Source organism: Microbacterium sp. SORGH_AS_0969 (genome assembly GCF_030818255.1).
GTDB lineage: Bacteria > Actinomycetota > Actinomycetes > Actinomycetales > Microbacteriaceae > Microbacterium.
This window is the reverse complement of record NZ_JAUTAG010000001.1, coordinates 2,550,227-2,572,150: the sequence shown is the minus strand read 5'-3', so window position 1 is coordinate 2,572,150 and position 21,924 is coordinate 2,550,227. Positions and strand designations below refer to the sequence as shown.

The window sequence follows — 21,924 nt, the reverse complement described above, 5'->3', positions numbered from 1 at the left end:
CCTTAGCGGGGTCGCCGTCACGCGCCGGTCAGCCCTCAGCACGCCGCGTGTGCATCGGCACGCACATCCCCTCCCGCGGCGCAAGCCGCCTGGCATCCGGACGCTCCTCGTGTCTGCTGGGTTCTCCACCGAGAGAACGAGGGATGCCATGGGAGTTGCACGCTGGGTCGGAACCGGGGCCGTGGGGCTGGCGGGAGCCGTGCTCGCACGAACGGCGATCGGTCGCGCGGTCGCCGCGGGAACGGTGGCCTACCGCGTGTGGACCGACCCGAAGGTGCAGAAGGTGCGCCGCCGGGTCGTGGCGAAGGTGCGGAAGCAGCGCGCGAAGCGCTGAGCTCAGCGCCCCGGGATCACGCCCAGCACGACGGAAGCGATGCCGGCGACTCCCAGGACGGCCGAGTACAGCCATCGGTGGTCCATATCGATGGCGCGGGTGTAGTAGCCGTTGACGCGGGCCGCGGTCGTCGGGAAGTGCAGCCACGCGGTGGCGAGGAGCACGAACGGCGCGGCGAGCGCCACGAGGAAGACGGCGTACGCGGTCCATCGAAGCGCGGGATGATCGCTCACCCCGTCGGCGATCCGACCGGTCATGTACATGATCGGCAGCGTCGTGAAGCCGATGATCGAGCAGCTCACCCCGAGCACGTAGTAGCTCCACGAGTGCGCACGGCTCTTCACCGGCTTGGCCCGCGGCGCACGGATCGGAACCCGGAGACGCCAGACGACCATCGCGACCGCGCCCGCGAGGAACAGCGCGCCCGCGGCGAGATCCACGCGGCGGTCCAGCACCGCCTCGGTGGCCTGGCGCTCGGCCGCCGACACGAACTCGGTCGGGTCGAAGCTCTGCAGCGCGAGGTAGAGGATCGTGGCTCCGGTCGCGAGACCCGCGACCATGAACGCCATGCGCGGGACGACACGGACGTTCTGCGCCAGCATGTCGGCCGTGGCGCCGTAGAGCGCGGGGTTCAGGCCGAGCGTCAACCCGAGTCCGACGAGTGTCGTCAGCGCCGCCGTCCACCGGGTGAGGTCATCCACGTGCGGACTCCTCTCGGGCAGGGGCGGATCCCGGATGCCATGGGTCGTGCCATCGTATCGGCGGGCGTCGTCATCCGAGAGGCAACGGCGACAGCGGCTTGGTCACCCCGAAAGCGAACGTCGTGTCGATGGACGCGAGCGACGGAATGGCCCGCAGGTGCTCCCGGAGCAGGCGCTCGTACTCTTCGAAGCTCGGGGTCACGATGCGCACGAGGTAGTCCCAGTCGCCCGCGAGGAGGTGCGCCTCCACGATGTTCGGGAGAGCTCGCAGACGCTCCTCGACGGCGTCGACCGTCGCCCCCTCGTGAGAGGCGAGACGCAGGCGGACGAACGCCGTGATCGTGAGGTCGACGGCCTTCGGAGAGACGACCGCACGGTATCCCTCGAGGATGCCGGCCTGCTCGAGCTGGCGAACGCGGCGCAGACACGGCGACGGCGACAGGCCCACACGGTCGGCGAGGTCTTGATTGGACAGTCGGCCATCGCGCTGGAGTTCTCGCAGAATACGGCGGTCGATATCGTCGAGAGCGTGCATGGAGCAGATTCTGCCAATATTCGACGCCACAGAGCAATATTCGCAATCGACTGCGCACGCCGCATTCCTACGCTGACCAGGTGACCTCGTTCGTCCTGTCCCCGCGTCTCGCCCTGTCGCGCGGCACGCTCATCGGCGTCGCCGCTCTTTCCGGCGTCGTCGCGCTGTGGTCGGCGTTCGCGCTGTCGACACGCGCGATCGAGGGAGCAGGCCTCACGACCGGGGATGCCGCGATCCTCCGCTTCACCGTGCCCGCGCTCCTTCTCACCCCATGGATCCCTCGAACACTGCGCGCCCTCCGCGGCGCCGGCGCAGGCGCGCTCGGTCTCGTGCTCCTCGCCGGCCTCCCGCACTTCCTCCTCTTCGCGTGGGGCGCAGAGCTCACCTCGGCCGGGCTGACCGGTCTCCTCGTCCCCGGCACGGTTCCGCTCTTCGTCACGCTCCTGCTCTTCCTCCGTCACCGCACACCCGTCTCGCGGCGACGTCTCGGCGCTCTCGCCGCCATCGTCCTCGGTGTCGCGGCGAGCGCGATGCTCCGAGGCGGCGCGGCCGATCTCGGCGGGGTCGTCGTGCTCCTGGCCGCGGGCCTCGTGTGGGCGCTCTACACGGTGGGACTGGCATCCCTTCGACTGGACCTGGTGAGCGTCATCGTCGTCATCAGCATCACCTCCGCGATCGTCGCGCTCGCCCTGGCGGTGACCGGCGTGCTCCCCTCGCACCTGCTCGCGGGGACGCTCCCGGCACCGCAGATCGCGACGTACGCGCTGGTCCAGGGCGTCGGCACGGGCCTGCTCTCGACCGCGTGCTACGTGCTCGCCGTGAAGCATCTCGGGAGCAGCCTGGCCTCGAGCGCCGGGGCTCTCAGCCCCGTCCTCACCGCGGTCGTGGCCGTCCCGCTGCTGAACGAACCGCTCACCGCGGGCCTCGCGATCGCTCTCGCGCTGATCGTGTCGGGCGTCGCGCTGTTCCACCTGGCGCCGCGGCGCTGAGCCCGCGGCATCCGTTCTCCGCATGGTTCCGAATACGGTGTGACGGGCATACCGCGTGCGTCCGTCGGGAACGAGGGATGCCATGGCCACCGAAACCACGACGGACGCAGGTGCTGCTCGCCGACCGCGCTCATGGATCTGGGCGCCGCTCACCGGGATCGTGTCGGCTCTCGTTCTGCTGGGCAGCGCGGAGCTGCTGGCGGCGATCTTCGCCCGATCGGCCAGCCCGGTCCTCGCCGTGGGCTCGTTCATCGTCGACATCGTGCCGCGCCCGCTGAAGGAGCTGGCGATCACGTTGTTCGGCGAATCGGACAAGATCGCACTCCTGGTCGGAGTGGGTCTGGGGGCCGCCGTCGCCGCCGCGGTCGCGGGCGTGCTCGAGTACCGGTTCCGCTTCGTCGGGGCAGTCCTCCTCGCGATCGGCGGGGCGCTGGCCACCGCCGCCATCGTGACCCGCGCCGGCGCCGGCGCTCTGGCATGGCTGCCGCCCGTCGTCGGCACTGCCGCCGGTGTCGCGATCCTGCTCGCCCTGACCGCGCGGCTGCGCCGCTGGGTGGCCCATGCCTCGGCCGCGGACGCTCCCGCTGCCGGGGTCGATCGTCGCGGATTCTTCATCGTCTCGGGGATCGCCGCCGCGACCGCGATCGTCGTGGGCGTCGGCGCTCGCGTCGTGAATGTCGCGACGGCGTCGGTCGCAGCCGCTCGCGACGCCCTCCGTCTCCCCGCGGCGCGCAGCACCGTGACCGTCCCCGCGGGTGCCGACCTCGGCGTGCCGGGTGTGACGCCGATCATCACGCCCAACGCGGACTTCTACCGCGTGGACACCGCGCTCACCGTCCCGAACGTCGACCCGACGACCTGGAGGCTGTCGATCGAGGGAATGGTCGACACGCCGATCGAGCTGAGCTTCGACGACCTCGTCGGCATGGGTCTCGACGAGTACGGCGTGACCCTGACCTGCGTGTCGAACGAGGTCGGCGGAAACCTCGTCGGAAACGCTATTTGGACCGGCGTGCCGATCCGCGACGTGCTGCGCAAAGCGGGTCCGCAGAGCGGAGCGGACATGGTGCTGTCCGAGAGCGTCGACGGGTACACGGCATCCACTCCCCTCTCCTCTCTCGTCGACGACGACCTCGACGCCATCTTCGCGGTGGCCATGAACGGCGAACCGCTGCCGTTCGAGCACGGCTTCCCGGTGCGCATGGTCGTTCCGGGACTGTACGGATACGTGTCGGCGACGAAGTGGGTCACCAAGCTGACCGTGACGCGCTTCGATCAGGCGGAGGCGTACTGGACGCCCCGCGGCTACGCGGCTGAAGCGCCGATCAAGATGTCGTCGCGCGTGGACACCCCGAAGATCGGCAATCCTGTCCCGGCGGGCAACGTGGTCATCGCCGGTATGGCGTGGGCGCAGCCCGTCGGCGTGCAGGCCGTCGAGGTGAGCATCGACGACGGCGACTGGCAGCAGGCCACCCTGTCGACCCCGATCAACGATCAGTCGTGGGTGCAGTGGAAGCTCGACTGGAACGCCGATGCGGGCACGCACTACATCGTCGTGCGCGCGCGGGACAAGCAGGGCAATCTGCAGATCCAGGAGCAGGCGGCCATCGCCCCGAACGGGTCGAGCGGGTGGCAGCGCACCCTCGTGACCGTCAGCTGAGGCGCGCGATGGTTTCCTCACGCTGTTCGCCCTGTCAAGTCCTGGTGCGATCCTCGCACGGACAGGAAAATCAAGAAATGCCCTCAGCAAGCATTCCCGAGTGTTCCACCCTGTCCCGGTGAACGCATCCGCGCAGTCTTCTCCTCCCGGCGGTTCCGGACTCGACGGAACCGCCCGCGGTGAACGACCGCTGGCGACCTTCCGCCGTGTCCTGCCGACCGACTGGGACGATCAGGTCGATCAGTTCGCCATCGTCAAGCTCGACGGCGGGGGTTTCGTCCGCGGATGGAACCTCGGGGCGGAGCTCATCAAGGGCTACACCGAAGACGAGATCGTCGGCTCGCACTTCTCACGCTTCTATCGCGAGGAGGATCGGCGACGCGGCGTTCCGGATAGCCTCCTGGCGTCCGCCCAGCGCGACGGTCACGTCGAAGACACGGGATGGCGGGTCCGCAAGGACGGGACCGAGTTCTGGGCGCGCGTCACCATCTCCGCCATCCGCAGCGACCAGGGGCAGGTCCTCGGGTTCGTCAAGATCGTGCGCGACCTGACGAGCGAGAAGCAGGCCGCCGACGAACAAGCTGCCCTTCAGCGCACCTTCGCCCACGACCTGCTCTCCCCGGTGACCGCTCTGCGCGGCTACCTCGACCTTCTCGCCGACGAGCTCCCCGCGGACCACCGGCTGTTGCGCCTGGCGTCCGAGGCGAGCGAACACCTGGTGGCGATGGCTCAGGCCCTCGCGACCAACGCCACGACGCGGCCCGAGCGCGAGCGACGGCGGGCGACGCTCGATCTCGTCGCACGCGGGGCCGTGGCTCTCGTCCTCCCGGGCGACAGTACGGGGCGCGTCGTCTTTGGACGAATGGATGCCATCCCCGTCACGGGCGACGTCCTGGGTCTGCGCCGCGCGGTGGCCAACGTCCTCGAGAACGCGGCCAAGTACTCTGACGACGAGATCACCGTCGAGACGTATGAGACCGACGAGGGAGCAGTGATCTCCGTGAGCGATCGCGGTCGCGGCATCCATCCCGACGATCTGCATTCGATCGTCGAAGAGGGAGAACGCGGCCGGTTGGCCGACCCCCACGACGGCGGAAGCGGCATCGGTCTCGCGAGCGTTCAGCGCGTCGTGACCGAGCATCACGGTGTGTTGCGCATCACCAGCGAGCCGGGAGTGGGGACCCGGGTCACCATCTCGGTGCCGCGGGCCGACGATCTAGAGCTCTGAGGGCACCAGCGTCGCCCCGGCGCGCTCGATCTCGGCCAGCGCGGCCTCACTGGATGTGGGGTGCACGCCGGCGACGAGGTCGGTGAAGACCCGCACCGTGCGTCCCGCCGCGATGGCGTCGAGGGCTGAGGCGCGCACGCAATAGTCGGTCGCGATGCCGGCGATGTCGATGTCACGGATGCCGTGGGCGTCGAGGATGTCGGCCGCGGTCTGCCCGTCATCCGAGACACCCTCGAACAACGAATACGCCGGATGCCCCTGCCCCTTCTTGAGGTGATGAGTCACCCGCCCCGCGTCGAAGATCGCGTCGTACTCGGCCCCCTCGGTCTCCGCGACGCAGTGCACCGGCCACGAGTCGACGAAATCGGGGGTGGCCGAGAAGTGACCGCCGTTGTCGTCGTCGCCGTGATGCCAGTCGCGCGAGGCGACGATCACGGCGTACTCGTCGGCATGCGTGGCGAGGTAACGCGAGATGCGCTCGGCGACGGCGTCGCCACCGGCGACTCCGAGAGCCCCGTGCTCGGTGAAATCGTTCTGGACATCGACGATGAACAGTGCCCTGGTCATGCGTCGAGCCTACGCGCGCTCCCGCGGGTGGCGGGCTGCCCGTCGCGCGGGTCCCGGCCCGCGCTCGCGCCGCTAGCCGACTGCGCGTGGTCGCGACGCCACAGCTTCGACGGCCACCAGATCGCCGAGCCGAGGTCGTACGCGAGCGCCGGGACGAGGAGCGAGCGGACGACGAAGGTGTCGAGCAGAACGCCGAAGGCCACGATGAACGCGAGCTGGGCGAGGAAGAGGATGGGGATCACACCCAGCGCCGCGAAGGTCGCCGCGAGCACGAGACCCGCCGACGTGATCACCCCGCCCGTCGCGACGAGCCCGCGCAGGATGCCGGAGCGCGTGCCATGAGCGAGGGATTCCTCGCGCACACGCGACATCAGGAAGATGTTGTAGTCGACCCCGAGGGCGACGAGGAACACGAAGCCGTACAGCGGAACCGAAGGGTCCGCGCCGGGGAAGTCCAGGGGCCCGTTGAAGACGAGGGCGCTCACGCCCAGCGCCGCCCCGAACGACAGGATGACCGTGCCGATGAGGAGCACCGGCGCGACGATCGACCGCAGCAGCGCCATCAGGATCAGTAGGATCACCGCGAGGACGATCGGGATGATGAGAGTGCGGTCGCGGATCGACGTGTCGATGGAGTCGATGTCGGTCGCGGTCACCCCTCCCACCAGGGCCGTTCCCTCCCCCAGCGCATCGGCGAGATCGACGCGGAGCTGACGGACCGTGTCGTCGGCCGCGGCCGAATCCGCCGTGTCGGTGAGCGTCGCGGCCAGGAGCACGTCGCCGTCGGACACGGTGGGCGCGGGTGCCGGTGTCCCCGGAGGGCCGAACGCGGTCGTCACGAGGCTGCCGTCCACCGCCTGGACGGGTGCCTGTCCGCCGATCGCATCGGTGGAGAGGACGGCGACCGAGTCGATGCCGCTCGCGCGATCGAGCACCTCGACCGCTGTCGCGGCACGGTCCTCCGCCACCAGGACGTACGCGGGGCTGCCCGAGCCGCCCGGGAAGTGTTCGGCGAGTGCCGCCTGGCCGTCGCGGGCCTCGGATGCGCCCAGCACGAGGTCGCTCGAGGGCACGCCGTCCGCGCGGAGCTGCGTCAGGCCCGCGCACGCCGCGAGGAGGACGACCGTGCAGACGATCCACACCGGTCGCGCCCGTCGGGCGACGAAGCGCGCCTGGCGGGGCCACAGCCCCTTCACCGGAGCCGTGAGGTCGTCGGGGAGATCGGTCGCACCGGCCTTGGGGAGGAAAGGCCAGAAGGCCGCGCGCCCGAACAGGGCGAGAAGAGCCGGCAGGAACGTCAACGCCGACAGCACGGCGAAGGCGATGCCGATCGAGGCGATCGGACCGAGGGCGCGGTTGGTGGCGAGGTCGGACAGTAGCAGGCAGAGGAGCCCCGCGATCACGGTGCCACCTGAGGCCAGGATCGGCTCGACCGCTCCCTTCCACGCCCGGATCGTGGCATCCCACCGTTTGTCTCCCGCGCCGATCGCCTCGCGGAACCGCGCCACGTACAGCAGCGCGTAGTCGGTCGCCGCCCCGATGACGAGGATGAACAGGATGCCTTGCACCTGACCGTTGAGCACGACGATGCCGGCGAACGCGAGCCACCACACCGTCAGCAGAGCCACGCACAGGGCGAACACCGAGGTGAGCAGCACGAGGATCGGCAGGAGGGGCGACCGGTAGACGACCACGAGGATGACGAACACGGCGCCGAGGGCGACGATGAGCAGCAGACCGTCGATGCCGAGGAAACCCTTGACCAGGTCGGCCGTGAACCCCGCCGGACCGGTCACCCACGCCTGCACCCCGGCCGGGACGTCTGACGCGACGAGTGTCCGCACGGCCTCCACGACCTCGCGCACTTCTCCGGAGCTGTCGAGGGGCAGGAAGATCTGCGCGGCCTGCCCGTCCTCGGAGACGACGGGTGGGGATGCCTCCCCCTCGACTCCCTCGAGTTCGGCGGCCGCGGTGGCGAGAGTCTTCAACGCCGTCAGCTGCGCGTCCGAGAGCGCCGTGCCGTCCGTCGTCTCGGCGACGATGAGTGCCGGGATCGTGTCGCCGCCGGTGAAGTCGGTGAGACGCTCGCTGACGCGCGTGGCATCCGCCGACTGCGGAAGGAACGACGACTGGTCGTTCGTCGCGACCTCGTCGACCTTGCCGAAGAACGGGCCGCCGATCGATCCGCCGACCACCCAGATCAGCACGAGCAGGCTCGGGATGCCGATGCGCAGCCAGCGTGAGACGCGCGGCGCGACGCGGTCGCGACGAAGAGCAGGGGTGGAGGAGGAGCGAGCCATGTCGCTAGCTTATCTAGCTACATGGCTTTCGCGCCAGTTCTCAGCCCCGCGCGAAGAGCACCACGATCGACAGCACGAAGGCGATGAGTCCGAGCCCGAGGATCCCGGCCGCGAGCAGCGAGACGAACCGCACCACGGGAGACGCACGCGTGAGCCGCATGCGGTGCGCGCTTCCCCGGCGGTAGAAGATGTCGGCCATGTCGGCGGACCCGATCTTCGCGTCGTCGTGGGCGGAGAGCGGAGCTTCGTTGACCCCACCGTGATCGTCGAACCACCGGACCACGCGGCCCCCGTCGACCTCCTCGACCACGGCACGGGCCGGAAGCCAGGTCCCGTCGGCGAGCAGCAGCACGACGGCGAGGAGGGCCAGCAACGTCCCACCGCCCAGCCCCACCCACGTGAAGATCTCGATGACGGCGTCGAGGGCGTTCGACACGGGGGTCTCCTGCGGGTCGCGGACGGGACGGCCTCCGTCGGGCCAGGGCAGAACGGGTGACGTCAGCCTAGCGGGCCGCCTCGATCGGACTGGCGAGGCGACGCGTCCACACCAGCGCGAGAACGAGCGGGACCGCCGCGACCACGCCGAACGACATGTCGATCAGCTGCCACCCGAGCGGCAGTCCCCGAAGCGCGCCCGCGATGGCCGCGAGCGGCACGATGCCGGCGCACGCGATGAGACCCCAGACGATGACCCAGGCATTGCGCACGGGATCGACGAGCGGCCCGAGGAAGGCCACCGCGATGAGGAGATGGGCGAACGCGAGCCAGTCCGTGCCGTAGGAGATGAACGGATACGCCGCGGCCGTGGCATCCAGGCCCTCGGCGACGCGGTTCACCCACCACACGGCGCCCGGCAGGATCGAGCCCACGTTCAGCTGCGCCAGCACGTCCCGCGCCAGAGCAAGCTCCTCGCGCAGGGGGAAAGCGGTCACTCCACTCACGACGAGACCGACGACGACCACCGTCAGACAGAAGCGGACGCGGCGCAGTAGTGCGGGTGCGAGGGTCATGCGGCCTCCCGGGCTGTGCTCCCGAGAGTACGACCGCGGCCGTCGTGGCGCCGCGAGATGCCTCGATGACGAGGGACCGCGGCGGGGGACCCGGGCAGCGGTCGCATGCCGAGTTCCCGGGCCGCGGGCACCCACCGCGTCGAAGCTGCCGTGAACGGCAGAAGGCCCGGGGTGTCCCGGGCCTTCTGTGGTGGAGCCGCCTAAGGGAATCGAACCCTTGACCTATTCATTACGAGTGAATCGCTCTGCCGTCTGAGCTAAGGCGGCGTGTGCGCGCTGTCGCGTGCACGATCATCGATCTTACATGCTCCAGCGCGTGTCGACGCACGCGTCAGTAGTCGCCGGTCGCCGAGAGGTCGGCGAGGATCTCGCGGCTCGACGACAGACCCAGCCGCGTGGCGCCCGCGGCGATCATCTCTTCGGCCGCGGCGCGGGTGCGAATGCCCCCGGATGCCTTGACCTCGGCGCGATCGCCCACGGTGCGCTTCATGAGCTCGACCGCGTGCACGCTCGCGCCGCCGGCGGGGTGGAAGCCCGTCGAGGTCTTCACGAAGTCGGCGCTCGCGGCGACCGCCGCCTCGCAGACGGCGACGATGGCGTCGTCGGAGAGTGCAGCCGACTCGATGATGACCTTGAGAACCGTGGGCGCGGGAGCGGCGGCACGCACGGCGCGGATCTCGGTCTCGACGATGTCGTAGCGTCCCTCGATCGCCGCGCCCACGTCGATGACCATGTCGATCTCGTCGGCACCCTGGGCCACGGAGAGCGCGGCCTCGGCGGCCTTGACCTCGGCGTGGTGCTTGCCGCTCGGGAAACCGCACACGACCGCGACCTTGAGCCCGGCGGGCACATCGACGGGCAGGAACGACGGCGACAGGCAGACGCTGTACGTGCCGAGCTCAGCGCCCTCGGCGATGATGCGCTCGACGTCGGCGCGCGTGGCCTCGGGCTTGAGCAGCGTGTGGTCGATGTAGCGGGCCAGGTCGGTGACGGGCGCGGTCATGGGGACTCCTTCGGGTGGGACGTGAACCAGCCTAGGTGTTCCGACCTGGGCGGCGGCGAGACGGAGCGGACCGCCCTCACTCGCAGCGCAGGCCGTTCTCGGGCACGGTCCCGTCGACGAGATAAGCATCGACGGCGTCGGTCACGCACGCTTTGCCCTTGTTGTAACCGAGGTGGCCTTCGCCGACGTTCGTGATGAGGACGCCCTCCGAGAGCTGCTCGGCGAGGCGCTGCGCCCCCACGTAGGGGGTGGCGGGGTCGCCCGTGGTTCCGATGACGACGATGGGCGGCGAGCCCTCCGCCGTGATCGCTCCGCGCGTCCCGGTCGGCGGGGCCGGCCATGAGGCGCAGACGTCGACACCCTCCCAGTACGGGGCCGTCGTCGGGGCGGCCTCGGCCAGACGTTGACGGAACGCCGCGTCATCGGCATCGGACCCCTCGTCGGGGTAGTCCATGCAGTTGTACGCGATGAAGGCTTCCATGGTGTTGCTGGCGTAGCTGCCGCCCTGGCGATCGTTGTAGAAGTCGGCGAGCTGGAACGCGACGTCGGCGCGGCCGTTGCCGACATCCGTCAGGGCTGCACGCAGGTACGGCCAACTGTCTTGGCTGTAGAGCGCGGCGACGATCGCCGTCATGAGCGTGTCTCCGCCGAGCTGACGCCCGTCGCTCGCCGTGATCGGGCGCGCGTCGACCCGGGCGAGCGTCGCCGCCAGGTCGGACATCGCATCGTCGACGGAGCCCCCGTAGGGGCACTCCGACAGGTTGAGACAGTCGGCCATGAAGGCGCGCAGGGACTGCTCGAAGCCCTCGGCCTGACCGATCGAGGCCTCGGACTGCGACTGGGTCGGGTCGATCCCCCCGTCGAGCACCATGCGGCCGACCCGTTCGGGGAAGAGTCCCGCGTAGGTGGTGCCGAGGAACGATCCGTACGAGAAGCCCAGGTAGTTGAGCTTCGGGTCGCCCAGGACCGCGCGCAGCAGGTCCATGTCGCGTGCGGAGTTCTCGGTGCTGATGTAGGGCAGGATGCCGTCGCTGTTCGCGTCGCACGCCTGGGCGAAGGCGGCGGCGCGCTCCTTCAGGGCCTGCTCGCGCTCGTCGCTGCCGCGCGCGCCGGGCGGGATGTCGTAGAAGTAGCTGTCGAGACCCTTCGCGTCGTAGCAGCTGACCGCCGTCGAGGCACCCACGCCGCGGGGATCGAAGCCGATCACGTCGTACGCGTCGGCCAGCTTCTGGTCGACGAGGATCGACAGCGACGACTTCACGAGGTCGACGCCACTGGCGCCGGGGCCGCCGGGATTGGTCAGGAGCGAGCCGAGGGGCGTGCCGGAGGTCGCGCGGTGTCGGACGACGGCGAGCTGCAGATCACCCTTCGAGGGGTCGCTGTAGTCGCGGGGGGCCGTGACCGTGGTGCAGTCGAGACCGGTGCCGCACTCCTCCCAGGTCAACGCCTGCGAGTAGTAGGGCAGCAGCTCGGGGGCCACGCCGTCGGTCTGCGGCGCGAGAGAGGGCCCCGGGGCCGGTGCGGCAGGCGGGATCTGGGCGTAGAGACAACCCGCGAGGGCGAGGATCGCGGTCGCGAGACCAGCGACGAGGGCGACGACGCGACGACGCGCGTTCACGGTGCCGACCCGTCGGCCACGGTGATCAGCAGACTCTCGAGCGCGAGCAGGGGGGCTGCGTTCTGCTCGAGATTGCGCCGGGTCTCGGAGATCCGATCGAGTACGCCGAGCGTGCGCGCCGGAGACCACTCCCCCGCGAGCACGCGGAGGTCGTCGGCGCGCTCGCTGTTGACCAGATCGGTGTCGCGGCCGAACTGCAGCATGACGACGTCGCGGAAGAGCGACTGCAGGTCTGTCAGCACGCGATCGATTCCGTCGCGGAGGCTCCGTGTCGCCCGCCGCTTCTGGTCGTCCTCGAGGGCGTTGACCTGGCCGCGCACCGACGGGGGGACCGCGGCGCCCTCGGCGACACCGAGCATGCGCAGCAGGTTGCGTCGCTCTTCTTCGTCTCGGGTCGCGGTCAGCGCCTTGGCGTCGTCGGTCGCGAGCCGCACGATCCGCCCGGCGACCTCGACGGCGTCGCCGATGCCGCGGACGCCGAGGACCGCGGCGAGCGTCTCAGCCCGACGGGCGCGCGCGTCGTCGTCAGTCGCGAGCCGCTGAGCCATTCCGATGTGGCGCTGCGCGTGACGGGCCGACTCTTCGGCGACATCGGGGGCGGCCCCCGTGCGCTCGACGATGAGTGCCGCGACATCGGAAACCGAGGGCTCTCGCAGGCGCAGGACGCGAACTCGCGAGCGGATCGTGGGGAGCAGGTCGGCGTCGCTGGGCGCGCAGAGCACCCATACCGTCTGCTCGGGCGGCTCTTCGAGCGCCTTGAGGAGGACGTTGGAGGTGCGCTCGGCCATGCGGTCGGCGTCTTCGACCACGATGACGCGGTATCGCCCGAGCGAGGGGGCGAACGAGGCGCGTTCGACGAGCCGGCGCGCTTCGTCGATGCGGATGACGACCTGCTCGGTCCGGAGCGCCGTGAGGTCGGGATGGGTACGGGCGATCACCTGACGCTGTGCGGGTATGTCACCCGGGTCGGCGATGAGCGCAGCCGCGAAGGCGTAGGCGAGGGTGGAACGGCCCGAACCGGGAGGCCCGGTGATGAGCCAGGCGTGCGCGAGAGCCGAGGGGTCGGAGGCCGCCGCCTGCAGCGTCTGTACGGCCTCGGGCTGTCCCCACACGGCGTCCCAGGGGAACGGCGCGGGAACGGCCACGTCGGGTGAGGGGTCGAGCACGGCGGGCATGCGTTCCACCCTAGACGCGGGTTCCGACAGCGCCGCTGGCGATCCGCTGTGCGCTCGCCTCGTGAAACGGCGTCACCCGATACGCGATGCCACGGCCTCGCGCACGCGGGCGGCGAGGACGGGCACGGGCTGGCGTGCGTCCAGCACGAGGAAGCGTGCGGGCTCGGCCGCCGCGAGGGTCAGGAAACCCGCGCGCACCCGAGCGTGGAACTCCTCCTTCTCGGCCTCGAGTCGGTCGAACGGCTTGGCGTCTGCGTCGAGGCGCGTCCGGGCCGCAGCGGGGTCGAGGTCGAGGAGCACGGTCAGATCGGGAAGCAGCCCGCCGGTCGCCCACAGTGAAAGCTCGCGGATGTCGTCGGAGTCGAGCACTCGCCCGGCCCCCTGGTACGCGACGGAGGAGTCGAGGTACCGGTCCTGGATGACGACCTCGCCGCGCGCGATCGCCGGGCGGACGACGGTCTCGACGTGGTGCGCGCGATCCGCCGCGTAGAGCAGAGCCTCGGCGCGTGGCGCGATGTGTCCGCGGTGGTGCAGCACGATGTCGCGCACGAGGATGCCCACCTCGGTACCGCCGGGTTCACGCGTGCGGACGGTCTCGCGGCCGCTCTCGCGAAGCCACTCCTCGAGGAGCGCCGCCTGGGTGGTCTTGCCTGCGCCGTCGCCGCCCTCGAACGTGACGAACAGACCGGGTCCCCCGGCCGTCGCGGCTCGGGGAGCGCGCGGCGGCCGGGTCGAATCCGCGGTCACGACTTCTTCGCCGGGGCCTTGCGGGTGGTCGTCGTCTTCCGTGCGGCGGTCTTCTTCGGGGCGGGACCCTTGGCACGCTTGTCGGCGATGAGCTCGACGGCGCGCTCGAAGGTGATGGCCATGGCATCCTCACCGCGCGGGACCGTGGCGTTCGTCTCGCCGTCGGTGACGTACGGACCGAAGCGGCCGTCCTTGAGCTTGATCGGCTTGCCGCTCACGGGATCGGCGTCGAACTCCTTCAGGGCGCTCGACGCGCGACGTGCCCCGTACTTGGGCTCGGCGTACTTCGCGAGGGCCTCTTCGAGCGTGATGTCGAAGATCTGCTGCTCGTTGTCGAGCGAACGCGAGTCGGTGCCCTTCTTCAGATACGGGCCGAAGCGCCCGTTCTGCGCCGTGACCTCGGCCCCCGACTCAGGGTCGACGCCCACGACACGCGGGAGCGACAGCAACTGCAGCGCGGTGTCGAGGTCGATGGTGTCGACCGACATCGAGCGGAACAGCGACGCGGTGCGCGGCTTGGGAGCCGCATCCTTCTTCGTCGTCTTCTTCTTCGGCTGCTCGACGACCTCACCCGTGGCGGGGTCGACCTCCTCGGGGTCCTCGGGCTCGACCTCTTGCACGTACGGACCGAAGCGGCCGTCCTTCACGACGACGAGCTTGCCGTTCTCAGGGTTCTCCCCGAGCACACGGTCACCGGCCACGGGAGCGTCGATGAGCTCCTGCGCCTTCTCTGGGGTGAGCTCGTCAGGCGCGAGATCCTCGGGGATGTTGACGATGCGCGGCTTCGCCTCGGGATCGGCGCCGGGCTCGGTGACCTCGAGGTACGGGCCGTACTTGCCGAAACGGAGCGTCGCGGTGTCGGTGATCCGCGTGGAGTTGAGCTCACGCGCGTCGATCTCGCCGAGGTTGTCGACGATGTGACGCAGACCGATCTGCTTGTCGGAGCCGAAGTAGAACTCCTTGAGCCACTCGGTGCGACGCTGCTCGCCGCGGGCGATCGCGTCGAGGTCGTCTTCGAGGGCCGCGGTGAAGTCGTAGTCGACCAGGTCGGCGAAGTGCTCCTCGAGCAGACGGACGACGCTGAACGCGAGCCAGCTCGGAACGAGCGCCTGGCCGCGCTTCGTGACGTACCCGCGGTCGAGGATCACGCCGATGATGCTGGCGAAGGTCGAGGGACGACCGATCCCCTTCTCTTCGAGCGCCTTGACGAGGCTCGCCTCGGTGTACCGCGGCTTCGGTGAGGTGCTGTGCCCCTTGGGCTCGACGTCGCTGACGGCGAGCTCGTCGCCCACGGCGACCGCGGGCAGCGACTGGTCTTCGTCGTCGTCACGGCCGTTGCGCTTCTCGTCGGCGCCTTCCTCGTAGGCCTCGAGGAAGCCCTTGAAGGTGTAGACGGTTCCGGATGCCGTGAACTCCGCGACCTTCTCTTCCGCCTGGACCGTGAGGGTGACGGTGGTCGTCTCGTACTTGGCATCCGCCATCTGGCTGGCGACGGTGCGCTTCCAGATGAGGTCGTAGAGCTTCTGCTCGTCGCGGTCGAGTGAGGAGGCCACGGACGCCGGGGTCCGGAAGGTCTCGCCCGAGGGGCGGATGGCTTCGTGCGCTTCCTGCGCGTTCTTCGACTTGCTCTTGTAGACGCGGGGGTTGGCGGGCACGGCCTTGTCGCCGTAGAGCGACACCGCCTGGGCGCGAGCCGCCGAGATCGCCTGGGCGGAGAGCGCGACGGAGTCGGTACGCATATAGGTGATGAACCCCTTCTCATAGAGCCGCTGCGCGACGCCCATGGCGTGCTTGGCGCTCATCGAGAGTTTGCGACCGGCCTCCTGCTGCATCGTGGAGGTCGTGAAGGGGGCACGGGGGCTGCGGGTTCCCGGTTTGGCCTCGACCTTGGCGACCGTCGCGCGTCCGGCGGCGGTCACGGCGTCGGCGAGCGCGCGAGCCTGCGCCTCGTCGAGGACGACGACGGCCTTCTTCAGCTGACCGTTGTCGTCGTAGTCGCCACCGCGTGCGATCGGGGCTCCGTCGAGTCGGTTCAGTCGCGTGGTGAACGACGAACCCGCCTGCGACGCGCGAGCCTCGACGTCCCAGTACGACGCCGACACGAAGGCCATGCGCTCTCGCTCGCGCTCGACCACCATGCGGGTCGCGGCGGACTGCACGCGGCCCGCGCTGAGCGCGGTGCCCTCGCGGCCGGAACCGACCTTTCGCCAGAGGACCGGTGAGACGTCCCACCCGTAGAGGCGGTCGAGGACGCGACGGGTCTCCTGCGCGTCGACGAGCGAGACGTCGAGGTCGCGCGTGTGCTCCGCGGCGTCGCGGATGGCGTCCTTCGTGATCTCGTGGAAGATCATGCGTCGCACGGGGACCTTGGGCTTCAGGACCTCGAGGAGGTGCCACGCGATGGCTTCGCCCTCGCGGTCACCATCAGTGGCGAGCAGGACTTCGTCGGCCGTCTTCAACGCCCGCTTCAGCTCGGCGACCGTTTTCGTCTTGCGGTCGTTGACGACGTAGTAGGGGTCGAAGTCGTTCTCGACGTCGATCGAGTACTTCCCGTATGCCGCCTTCTTGTCGGCCGGGATCTCTTTCTTCGACGCGAGGTCGCGGATGTGCCCGACCGAGCTGAGGACCTCATAGTCGTCACCGAGGTATCCCTGAATCGACTTCATCTTGGTCGGGGACTCGACGATCACGAGCTTCTTGCCGTTTGCCACTGGGGTCCTTTCTTCGCTGCACACCATACACACGCATTCCTGGTGGGGTTCCCGGAGACCGCGCGGGCGGTCGTATCGGGTGGACCGGCTCGCGAGTGTGCATCGAACGGAATTCCACCGTACGCCGTGCCGACGGTCACCGTGGCGACGAGGCCGTCGAGCACGCATTCCTCGAGGGTCGCTCCGCCCGCCGCAGCGACCGCGGCGGCGGCGTCGCAGGGCACGCCGTCGACGGCGCCGCTCACCGTGTCGGCGGCGGCGAGGGCGGCGGCATCCGCTGTCCCGGCGAGCTTCTGCGCCTGGACGGCCGCGCCGCACGCGGCGGCGAGCGCCAGCGTCAGACCGACGGTCGCCGCCGCGATCCCGACGACGGTGACGGTGCCGGCCATCACTCGCCCCCGTCCAGAGCGCACGCTCGCGCCGTCACGGGCGGGAGCGGGACGGAGAGCGATACCGGGGCCGACGTGTCGACGCAGACGAGCCCGTCGGCCCGCGACACCGCCATGGATGCGCCGACCTCGCCGACCGCCGCGAACGCTCGCGCCTCGTCACCGCGCCCGAGCATTCGCGCGGACTCCGCCGACACGTGCTGGAGCCGAACGGCCGTCGCAGCCGATGCCAGCACGCCCACGCAGAGCGCGAGGACGATGACGACGGCCGGGACCGCGACCGCGAACTCGGCGGTCACCGATCCGCGTTCATCGCGCCACGTCCGCCTCACGAGAGGCTCCTCACTGGACCGTGAGCGCACGACGGACGAGATCGGTCAGGATGCCGCGCACTTCATCGCTCCTCATGATGATGACCAGCAAGCCCGCGAAGGCCACCGCGGCCATGGTCGCGATGGCGTACTCCGCTGTGGCGGCGCCGCGGTCGTCGAGGAAGAGCGCTCCGGCACGGCGGGTCGTCAGAGGGGGCAGAGCGGGCACGGCGCAAGCGGGTGCAGCAGGTGAGAAGAACGGGGCGGACATGGAGACCTCTTTCATGGGTGTGGACGGAACGAACGGACACATCAGAACGGCGAGACGCCGGATCGGAGGATGCCGATCATGAGCGGCGCGACGGCGAGCAGCAGGAAGGGCGGGGAGCGTGCACACCCCGAGCGGGAGGAGAAGACGCGTGGACAACCGTGCTGCGGCCTCTCGACCCTCGGTTCGGGCCGCCTGTCGGGCGAGCCACGCGTCGCCGCGGAGGAGTTCGCCCGCGGGGACACCGGCGCGCAGCGACAGCTCGAGCGTCGCCTCGGCACGCCGCACGTCGTCGTCGACCGCGGCAGGATCGGTGCGGTGTCGCTCCGCGGCGATGAGGGCACGCGCGCGTTCGATCGAGGCACCGGCCGAGAGGGCGACCGCGAAGAGCTCCGCGGTCATTCCCGGGACGCCGAGCGGCGGCGTCGCGCTCCGCGCGAGGCGCTTCGACCACACGCGCGCGACGACGGTCAGCGCGAGCCCCGCCCCGAGACAGACCTGACCGATCGGGTCGGTGACGAGCACCCGGACGGTGTCGAATCCGAGGACCATGCCGAGGGGAACACCCACGAGCGGAAGCCCGGCGAGCAGGCGCGCGGTCGCGAGCGGCTCGGCAAGAGCCACCCGGACGTCGTCGACGATGTCACGCGCCTCGCGAAGCGACGTCCCGACCCCGCGGAGCGTGTCGGCGAGCGGTGCGCCCACCGCGGTCGCGACGGCCCACACCGCCGCGATGTCGAGCCACCCCTCGCCCGCCTCGCGAAGAACTCGGGAGACGTCGTCACCGATCGCGGCGGCTGCGGCCGCGTCGCGTCCCACCGGACCCGCGTCTTCGGCCAGGTGCCGCCACGCGGTGGCCGTGCTCAAACCCGCCGCCAGCAGAACGGCGAGGCGCAGGACGGTGTCGAGGGGATCCGGTCCGACAGGGCGCGACCGGGAGCCGAGGACGGTCATCCCCACCGCTCCGGTTCGATCGACAGGCGCTCATCGCGGACCACGGGTCGACCGATCCCCGCGATGCGTCGACCCACGGGGGTGCGTTCCACGTGGACGACGACGTCGATGCCGCTGTGCACCTGCCGCGCCGTTGCCGCCGCGTCCATGCCCGCGAGCGCCCCCAACGCCTCGAGGCGCGACGGAACGTCGGAGAGGCTGCGCGCGTGGAGGGTTCCGGCTCCCCCGTCGTGCCCCGTGTTCAGCGCCAGGAGAAGCTCGCGGAGCTCTTCTCCGCGGCACTCCCCGAGGACGAGGCGATCGGGCCGCATCCGCAACGCCTCGCGGACCAGACGGGCCAGGCCGATGCCTCCGGCGCCCTCGAGGTTGGGCTGCCGCGCTTCGAGAGCCACGTGATGCGGGTGATCGGGCCGGAGCTCCGCGACCTCTTCGATCGTGACGAGGCGCTCCCCGTGCGGAACCCGCGAGAGCAAAGCGCTGAGCAGGGTGGTCTTCCCCGCCCCCGTGGCACCGGTGATGAGGATATTGGCCCGCTCATCGACGAGCGCATCGAGGTGCGACCGACCGTGCGCGGTGAACATGCCCGCCGACTCCAGCCGGTCGAGGTCGGGCGCATCCCACCGCGGCACACGGATCGACACCGCCGTCCCTCTCGTCGCGACGGGGAACAGCACCGCGTGCACCCGGATGCCGCGGTCCAGGCGTACGTCCACGCACGGCGACGCGTCGTCGAGATGCCGCCCTCCAAGGGCGATCAGACGGACGGCGAGTCGACGGACCTCCCCCTCACCCGCTCGCCACGACGGAACCCACTCGACCCCGCTCCCCCGATCGACGAAGAGTCCCTCTTCGCCGTTGAGGAACAGGTCGGTGACCGCGGGGTCATCGAGGAACGGCCGGAGGAAGGACAGCGCCGGGTCGCGCCAGACCTCCGAGGGAGACCGGAGGGGAAGGACGGGAGACATGCCGACGACGGTACGAGGGCGAGCCCGCCTCGCACCGAGCCGAATGTCGGATTCGTGGAGAGATCACCGAGCTCGCGGCTCGGGGAGAAGAAGTGCCGCCCCACACGATCCGACAGTGGACCGGGGCAGAAAAAAGAGGGGGCGGCATCCCGTCAGTGGGGGGCGAGGGATGCCGCCACGCGCCGGCGGAAATTGGGGGGCTCCCACCGACGCGGATGCCGGAAGCGATGTTCGGGCGTTGTTAGATTACGCGCCTCAGACGGCCGCGCCAACTCACCACGCACCACCGCACCCTGATATATCACCCGTTTTCTTCCCGCGGGGATGCCAACTATCGGAGGTGGCCGGTTGTCGGGGGCTCTCGCTAGCGTCATCACGGTGACGATGCCTGCGAGGACGCGGCATCCCCTCGACCGCGAAGGAGCGCCGCGATGAGCAGCCAGATCGACCATCTCCTCAATGAAACCCGCCGTTTCGCCCCGTCGGCGGAGTTCGCCGCGAACGCCGTCGCCGACGCGAGTCTCTACGAGCGCGCCGCGGCCGACCGCGAGGGATTCTGGGCCGACCAGGCACGAGACCTGCACTGGCACACGCCGTTCACGCGAGTGCTGGACTGGTCGAACCCGCCGTTCGCGGAGTGGTTCGCCGACGGCGAGCTGAACGTCGCCTACAACTGCCTCGACCGCCACGTCGAAGCCGGCCACGGCGACCGCATCGCGCTGCGGTGGGAGGGTGAGCCCGGCGATCAGCGGAACGTCACCTACGCCGAGCTCACCGACGAGGTGAAACGCCTCTCCAACGTCCTGATCGATCTGGGGATCGAGCGCGGCGACCGCGTGGCGATCTACCTGCCGATGATTCCCGAGGCCATCGCGTCGATGCTCGCCGTCGCCCGCATCGGAGCCGTGCACTCGGTCGTGTTCGGCGGCTTCTCGGCCGACAGCCTCCGCTCCCGCATCGACGACGCCGGCGCGAAGCTCGTCATCACCGCCGACGGCGGCTGGCGCAAGGGAAAGGTGTCTCCCCTCAAGCCCGCGGTCGACCAAGCGCTCGCCGACCGCAACGGGTCCGGCATCCAGGAGACCGTCGAGCACGTGCTCGTGGTCAAGCGCGGCGAGAACGACGTCGAGTGGATCGACGACCGCGACATCTGGTGGCACGACGTCGTACCACAGGCCTCGGGCGAGCACGAGGGCCGAGGCGTTCCCCGCCGAGACGCCGCTCTTCATCCTTTACACCTCCGGCACCACCGGAAAGCCCAAGGGCATCCTCCACACCTCCGGGGGCTACCTCACGCAGGCGGCCTTCACCAACCGCGTCGTGCACGACGTGCACCCCGAGACCGACGTCTACTGGTGCACCGCCGACATCGGCTGGATCACGGGCCACACCTACGTCGCCTACGGTCCGCTCGCCAACGGCGCGACGCAGTTGCTCTACGAGGGCACTCCCGACACCCCGCACCCCGGCCGGTGGTGGGAGCTCATCGAGAAGCACGGCGTCACGATCTTCTACACCGCGCCGACCGCGATCCGCTCGTTCATGAAGATCGGCCGCGACGTGCCGCAGAAGTTCGATCTGAGCTCGCTCCGTCTGCTCGGATCGGTCGGCGAACCGATCAACCCCGAGGCGTGGGTCTGGTACCGCGACATCATCGGCGCCGACAGGACGCCGATCGTCGATACCTGGTGGCAGACCGAGACGGGCGCCATCATGATCTCCGCCCTCCCCGGTGTCACCGAGACGAAGCCCGGCTCGGCGCAGGTGCCGATCCCCGGGATCTCGATCGCCGTCGTCGACGACCAGGGCGAGCCGGTCGGCAACGGCAGCGGTGGTCTGCTCGTGATCACCGAGCCCTGGCCGAGCATGCTGCGGGGCATCTGGGGCGACCCCGACCGCTACCGCGAAACGTACTGGGACAAGTTCTCCGACAGGGGGTACTACTTCGCGGGCGACGGAGCCCGCCTCGACGACGACGGGGACGTCTGGCTCCTCGGGCGGGTCGACGACGTCATGAACGTCTCGGGTCACCGTCTCTCGACCGCCGAGATCGAATCGGCCCTCGTGGGGCACGAGGGCGTCGCCGAGTCGGCCGTCGTCGGCGCGTCAGATGAGACCACGGGGCAGGCGGTCGTGGCCTTCGTCATCATCAAGAGCAGCTACCTCAAACAGCACCCGGTCGAGGGGCTCGGCGACGAGCTGCGCAAGTGGGTCGGCGAGCAGATCGGCCCGATCGCCCGCCCGCGCGACGTCTACATCGTCGGCGAGCTGCCCAAGACGCGCTCCGGCAAGATCATGCGACGTCTCCTCCGCGACGTCGCCGAAGGCCGCGAGGTCGGCGACACCACGACCCTCGCCGACACCGCCGTCATGAGCGTGATCAGCGCGCAGGTGAAGTAGACGACACGACACGGAAGATCCCGGATGCCACACCCTCGGCATCCGGGATTCTTCGTGTT

The 21,924-nt window shown here is 70.0% G+C and carries 19 protein-coding genes, 1 tRNA gene and 2 pseudogenes; 5 read left to right on the top strand and 17 right to left on the bottom strand.

What is annotated here, in order from left to right; translation table 11 throughout:
- Positions 1-148 precede the first annotated feature (148 nt).
- The gene (locus QE388_RS11975) at positions 149-334 is read left to right on the top strand and encodes a hypothetical protein (protein WP_307385540.1); all 186 of its coding nucleotides are present in this window, start codon (positions 149-151) and stop codon (positions 332-334) included.
- Between the two features lie 2 nt (positions 335-336).
- Here the strand turns inward: QE388_RS11975 and QE388_RS11970 are convergent, their stop codons facing one another.
- On the bottom strand, positions 337-1,035 hold the full coding sequence (locus QE388_RS11970) for a hypothetical protein (RefSeq protein WP_275799445.1): 699 nt from the start codon (positions 1,033-1,035) through the stop codon (positions 337-339).
- A gap of 70 nt (positions 1,036-1,105) precedes the next feature.
- Complete coding sequence (locus QE388_RS11965; RefSeq protein WP_307385537.1) at positions 1,106-1,570, bottom strand: Lrp/AsnC family transcriptional regulator; 465 nt, start codon at positions 1,568-1,570, stop codon at positions 1,106-1,108.
- A gap of 80 nt (positions 1,571-1,650) precedes the next feature.
- On the opposite strand from QE388_RS11965, the gene QE388_RS11960 reads away from it, so the two are divergent.
- The 3 genes from QE388_RS11960 to QE388_RS11950 all read left to right on the top strand — a co-directional run bounded on the left by QE388_RS11960 (position 1,651) and on the right by QE388_RS11950 (position 5,447).
- Entirely contained in the window at positions 1,651-2,559 is a 909-nt protein-coding gene (locus QE388_RS11960) for a DMT family transporter (RefSeq protein WP_307385535.1), read from the top strand.
- A gap of 82 nt (positions 2,560-2,641) precedes the next feature.
- Positions 2,642-4,219 carry a molybdopterin-dependent oxidoreductase gene (locus tag QE388_RS11955; RefSeq protein ID WP_307385533.1) on the top strand — a complete coding sequence of 526 codons (1,578 nt, stop codon included), beginning with the start codon at positions 2,642-2,644 and terminating at the stop codon, positions 4,217-4,219.
- A 100-nt stretch (positions 4,220-4,319) separates the two neighbouring features.
- The gene (locus QE388_RS11950; RefSeq protein WP_275799449.1) at positions 4,320-5,447 is read left to right on the top strand and encodes a HAMP domain-containing sensor histidine kinase; all 1,128 of its coding nucleotides are present in this window, start codon (positions 4,320-4,322) and stop codon (positions 5,445-5,447) included.
- On the opposite strand, the gene QE388_RS11945 is transcribed toward QE388_RS11950, so the two are convergent.
- The 15 genes and pseudogenes from QE388_RS11945 to QE388_RS11875 form a co-directional block, all read right to left on the bottom strand.
- A complete protein-coding gene (locus QE388_RS11945; protein WP_307385531.1) occupies positions 5,436-6,014 on the bottom strand; it encodes an isochorismatase family protein in 579 nt (192 codons plus the stop codon). The genes QE388_RS11950 and QE388_RS11945 overlap by 12 nt on opposite strands.
- Positions 6,011-8,314, bottom strand: a complete 2,304-nt coding sequence (locus QE388_RS11940) for an efflux RND transporter permease subunit (RefSeq protein WP_307385528.1) — start codon at positions 8,312-8,314, stop codon at positions 6,011-6,013. Before QE388_RS11940 ends, QE388_RS11945 begins: the two co-directional genes overlap by 4 nt.
- Before the next feature lie 40 nt (positions 8,315-8,354).
- Positions 8,355-8,750: a hypothetical protein gene (locus QE388_RS11935; protein WP_307385526.1), complete on the bottom strand. Its 396-nt coding sequence runs from the start codon at positions 8,748-8,750 to the stop codon at positions 8,355-8,357.
- Between the two features lie 67 nt (positions 8,751-8,817).
- Positions 8,818-9,324: a hypothetical protein gene (locus tag QE388_RS11930; protein ID WP_307385525.1), complete on the bottom strand. Its 507-nt coding sequence runs from the start codon at positions 9,322-9,324 to the stop codon at positions 8,818-8,820.
- A gap of 191 nt (positions 9,325-9,515) precedes the next feature.
- Positions 9,516-9,591 (bottom strand) — tRNA-Thr (locus tag QE388_RS11925).
- Between the two features lie 64 nt (positions 9,592-9,655).
- Positions 9,656-10,327, bottom strand: coding sequence for a deoxyribose-phosphate aldolase (deoC, locus tag QE388_RS11920; RefSeq protein ID WP_307385524.1), 672 nt, complete (start codon positions 10,325-10,327; stop codon positions 9,656-9,658).
- A 76-nt stretch (positions 10,328-10,403) separates the two neighbouring features.
- Positions 10,404-11,945 (bottom strand): alpha/beta hydrolase, encoded by a 1,542-nt coding sequence (locus QE388_RS11915; protein ID WP_307385522.1) that lies wholly within the window; start codon positions 11,943-11,945, stop codon positions 10,404-10,406.
- Positions 11,942-13,120, bottom strand: coding sequence for a DNA polymerase III subunit delta' (locus tag QE388_RS11910; protein WP_307385520.1), 1,179 nt, complete (start codon positions 13,118-13,120; stop codon positions 11,942-11,944). The genes QE388_RS11915 and QE388_RS11910 overlap by 4 nt, the downstream gene beginning before the upstream one ends.
- 72 nt (positions 13,121-13,192) lie before the next feature.
- The gene (gene tmk / locus QE388_RS11905; protein WP_275799457.1) at positions 13,193-13,867 is read right to left on the bottom strand and encodes a dTMP kinase; all 675 of its coding nucleotides are present in this window, start codon (positions 13,865-13,867) and stop codon (positions 13,193-13,195) included.
- Entirely contained in the window at positions 13,864-16,578 is a 2,715-nt protein-coding gene (gene topA, locus QE388_RS11900; protein WP_307385518.1) for a type I DNA topoisomerase, read from the bottom strand. Before topA ends, tmk begins: the two co-directional genes overlap by 4 nt.
- Positions 16,554-16,967, bottom strand: coding sequence for a helicase (locus QE388_RS11895; RefSeq protein WP_275799458.1), 414 nt, complete (start codon positions 16,965-16,967; stop codon positions 16,554-16,556). The genes topA and QE388_RS11895 overlap by 25 nt, the downstream gene beginning before the upstream one ends.
- Positions 16,967-17,299 (bottom strand): TadE family protein, encoded by a 333-nt coding sequence (locus tag QE388_RS11890; RefSeq protein WP_307385516.1) that lies wholly within the window; start codon positions 17,297-17,299, stop codon positions 16,967-16,969. The genes QE388_RS11895 and QE388_RS11890 overlap by 1 nt, the downstream gene beginning before the upstream one ends.
- Positions 17,300-17,309: 10 nt before the next feature.
- A complete protein-coding gene (locus QE388_RS11885; protein WP_307387125.1) occupies positions 17,310-17,549 on the bottom strand; it encodes a DUF4244 domain-containing protein in 240 nt (79 codons plus the stop codon).
- A gap of 624 nt (positions 17,550-18,173) precedes the next feature.
- Positions 18,174-18,500 (bottom strand): annotated as a pseudogene (locus QE388_RS11880) (pilus assembly protein TadB); the annotation flags it as partial.
- Positions 18,497-19,465 (bottom strand): TadA family conjugal transfer-associated ATPase, encoded by a 969-nt coding sequence (locus tag QE388_RS11875; RefSeq protein WP_275799462.1) that lies wholly within the window; start codon positions 19,463-19,465, stop codon positions 18,497-18,499. The pseudogene QE388_RS11880 and the gene QE388_RS11875, both read right to left, overlap by 4 nt.
- 431 nt (positions 19,466-19,896) lie before the next feature.
- On the opposite strand from QE388_RS11875, the pseudogene acs reads away from it, so the two are divergent.
- Positions 19,897-21,865 (top strand): annotated as a pseudogene (gene acs / locus QE388_RS11870) (acetate--CoA ligase).
- Positions 21,866-21,924: the final 59 nt, after the last annotated feature.

What these genes read in the sequence shown, in the direction of transcription:
- QE388_RS11940 (WP_307385528.1), bottom strand. Translation starts at nt 8,314, where the DNA reads ATGGCTCGCTCCTCCTCCACCCCTGCTCTTCGTCGCGACCGCGTCGCG.
- QE388_RS11930 (WP_307385525.1), bottom strand. Translation starts at nt 9,324, where the DNA reads ATGACCCTCGCACCCGCACTACTGCGCCGCGTCCGCTTCTGTCTGACG.
- QE388_RS11955 (WP_307385533.1), top strand. Translation starts at nt 2,642, where the DNA reads ATGGCCACCGAAACCACGACGGACGCAGGTGCTGCTCGCCGACCGCGC.
- QE388_RS11975 (WP_307385540.1), top strand. Translation starts at nt 149, where the DNA reads ATGGGAGTTGCACGCTGGGTCGGAACCGGGGCCGTGGGGCTGGCGGGA.
- QE388_RS11945 (WP_307385531.1), bottom strand. Translation starts at nt 6,014, where the DNA reads ATGACCAGGGCACTGTTCATCGTCGATGTCCAGAACGATTTCACCGAG.
- QE388_RS11910 (WP_307385520.1), bottom strand. Translation starts at nt 13,120, where the DNA reads ATGCCCGCCGTGCTCGACCCCTCACCCGACGTGGCCGTTCCCGCGCCG.
- QE388_RS11875 (WP_275799462.1), bottom strand. Translation starts at nt 19,465, where the DNA reads ATGTCTCCCGTCCTTCCCCTCCGGTCTCCCTCGGAGGTCTGGCGCGAC.
- QE388_RS11965 (WP_307385537.1), bottom strand. Translation starts at nt 1,570, where the DNA reads ATGCACGCTCTCGACGATATCGACCGCCGTATTCTGCGAGAACTCCAG.
- deoC (WP_307385524.1), bottom strand. Translation starts at nt 10,327, where the DNA reads ATGACCGCGCCCGTCACCGACCTGGCCCGCTACATCGACCACACGCTG.
- QE388_RS11895 (WP_275799458.1), bottom strand. Translation starts at nt 16,967, where the DNA reads ATGGCCGGCACCGTCACCGTCGTCGGGATCGCGGCGGCGACCGTCGGT.
- QE388_RS11885 (WP_307387125.1), bottom strand. Translation starts at nt 17,549, where the DNA reads ATGTCCGCCCCGTTCTTCTCACCTGCTGCACCCGCTTGCGCCGTGCCC.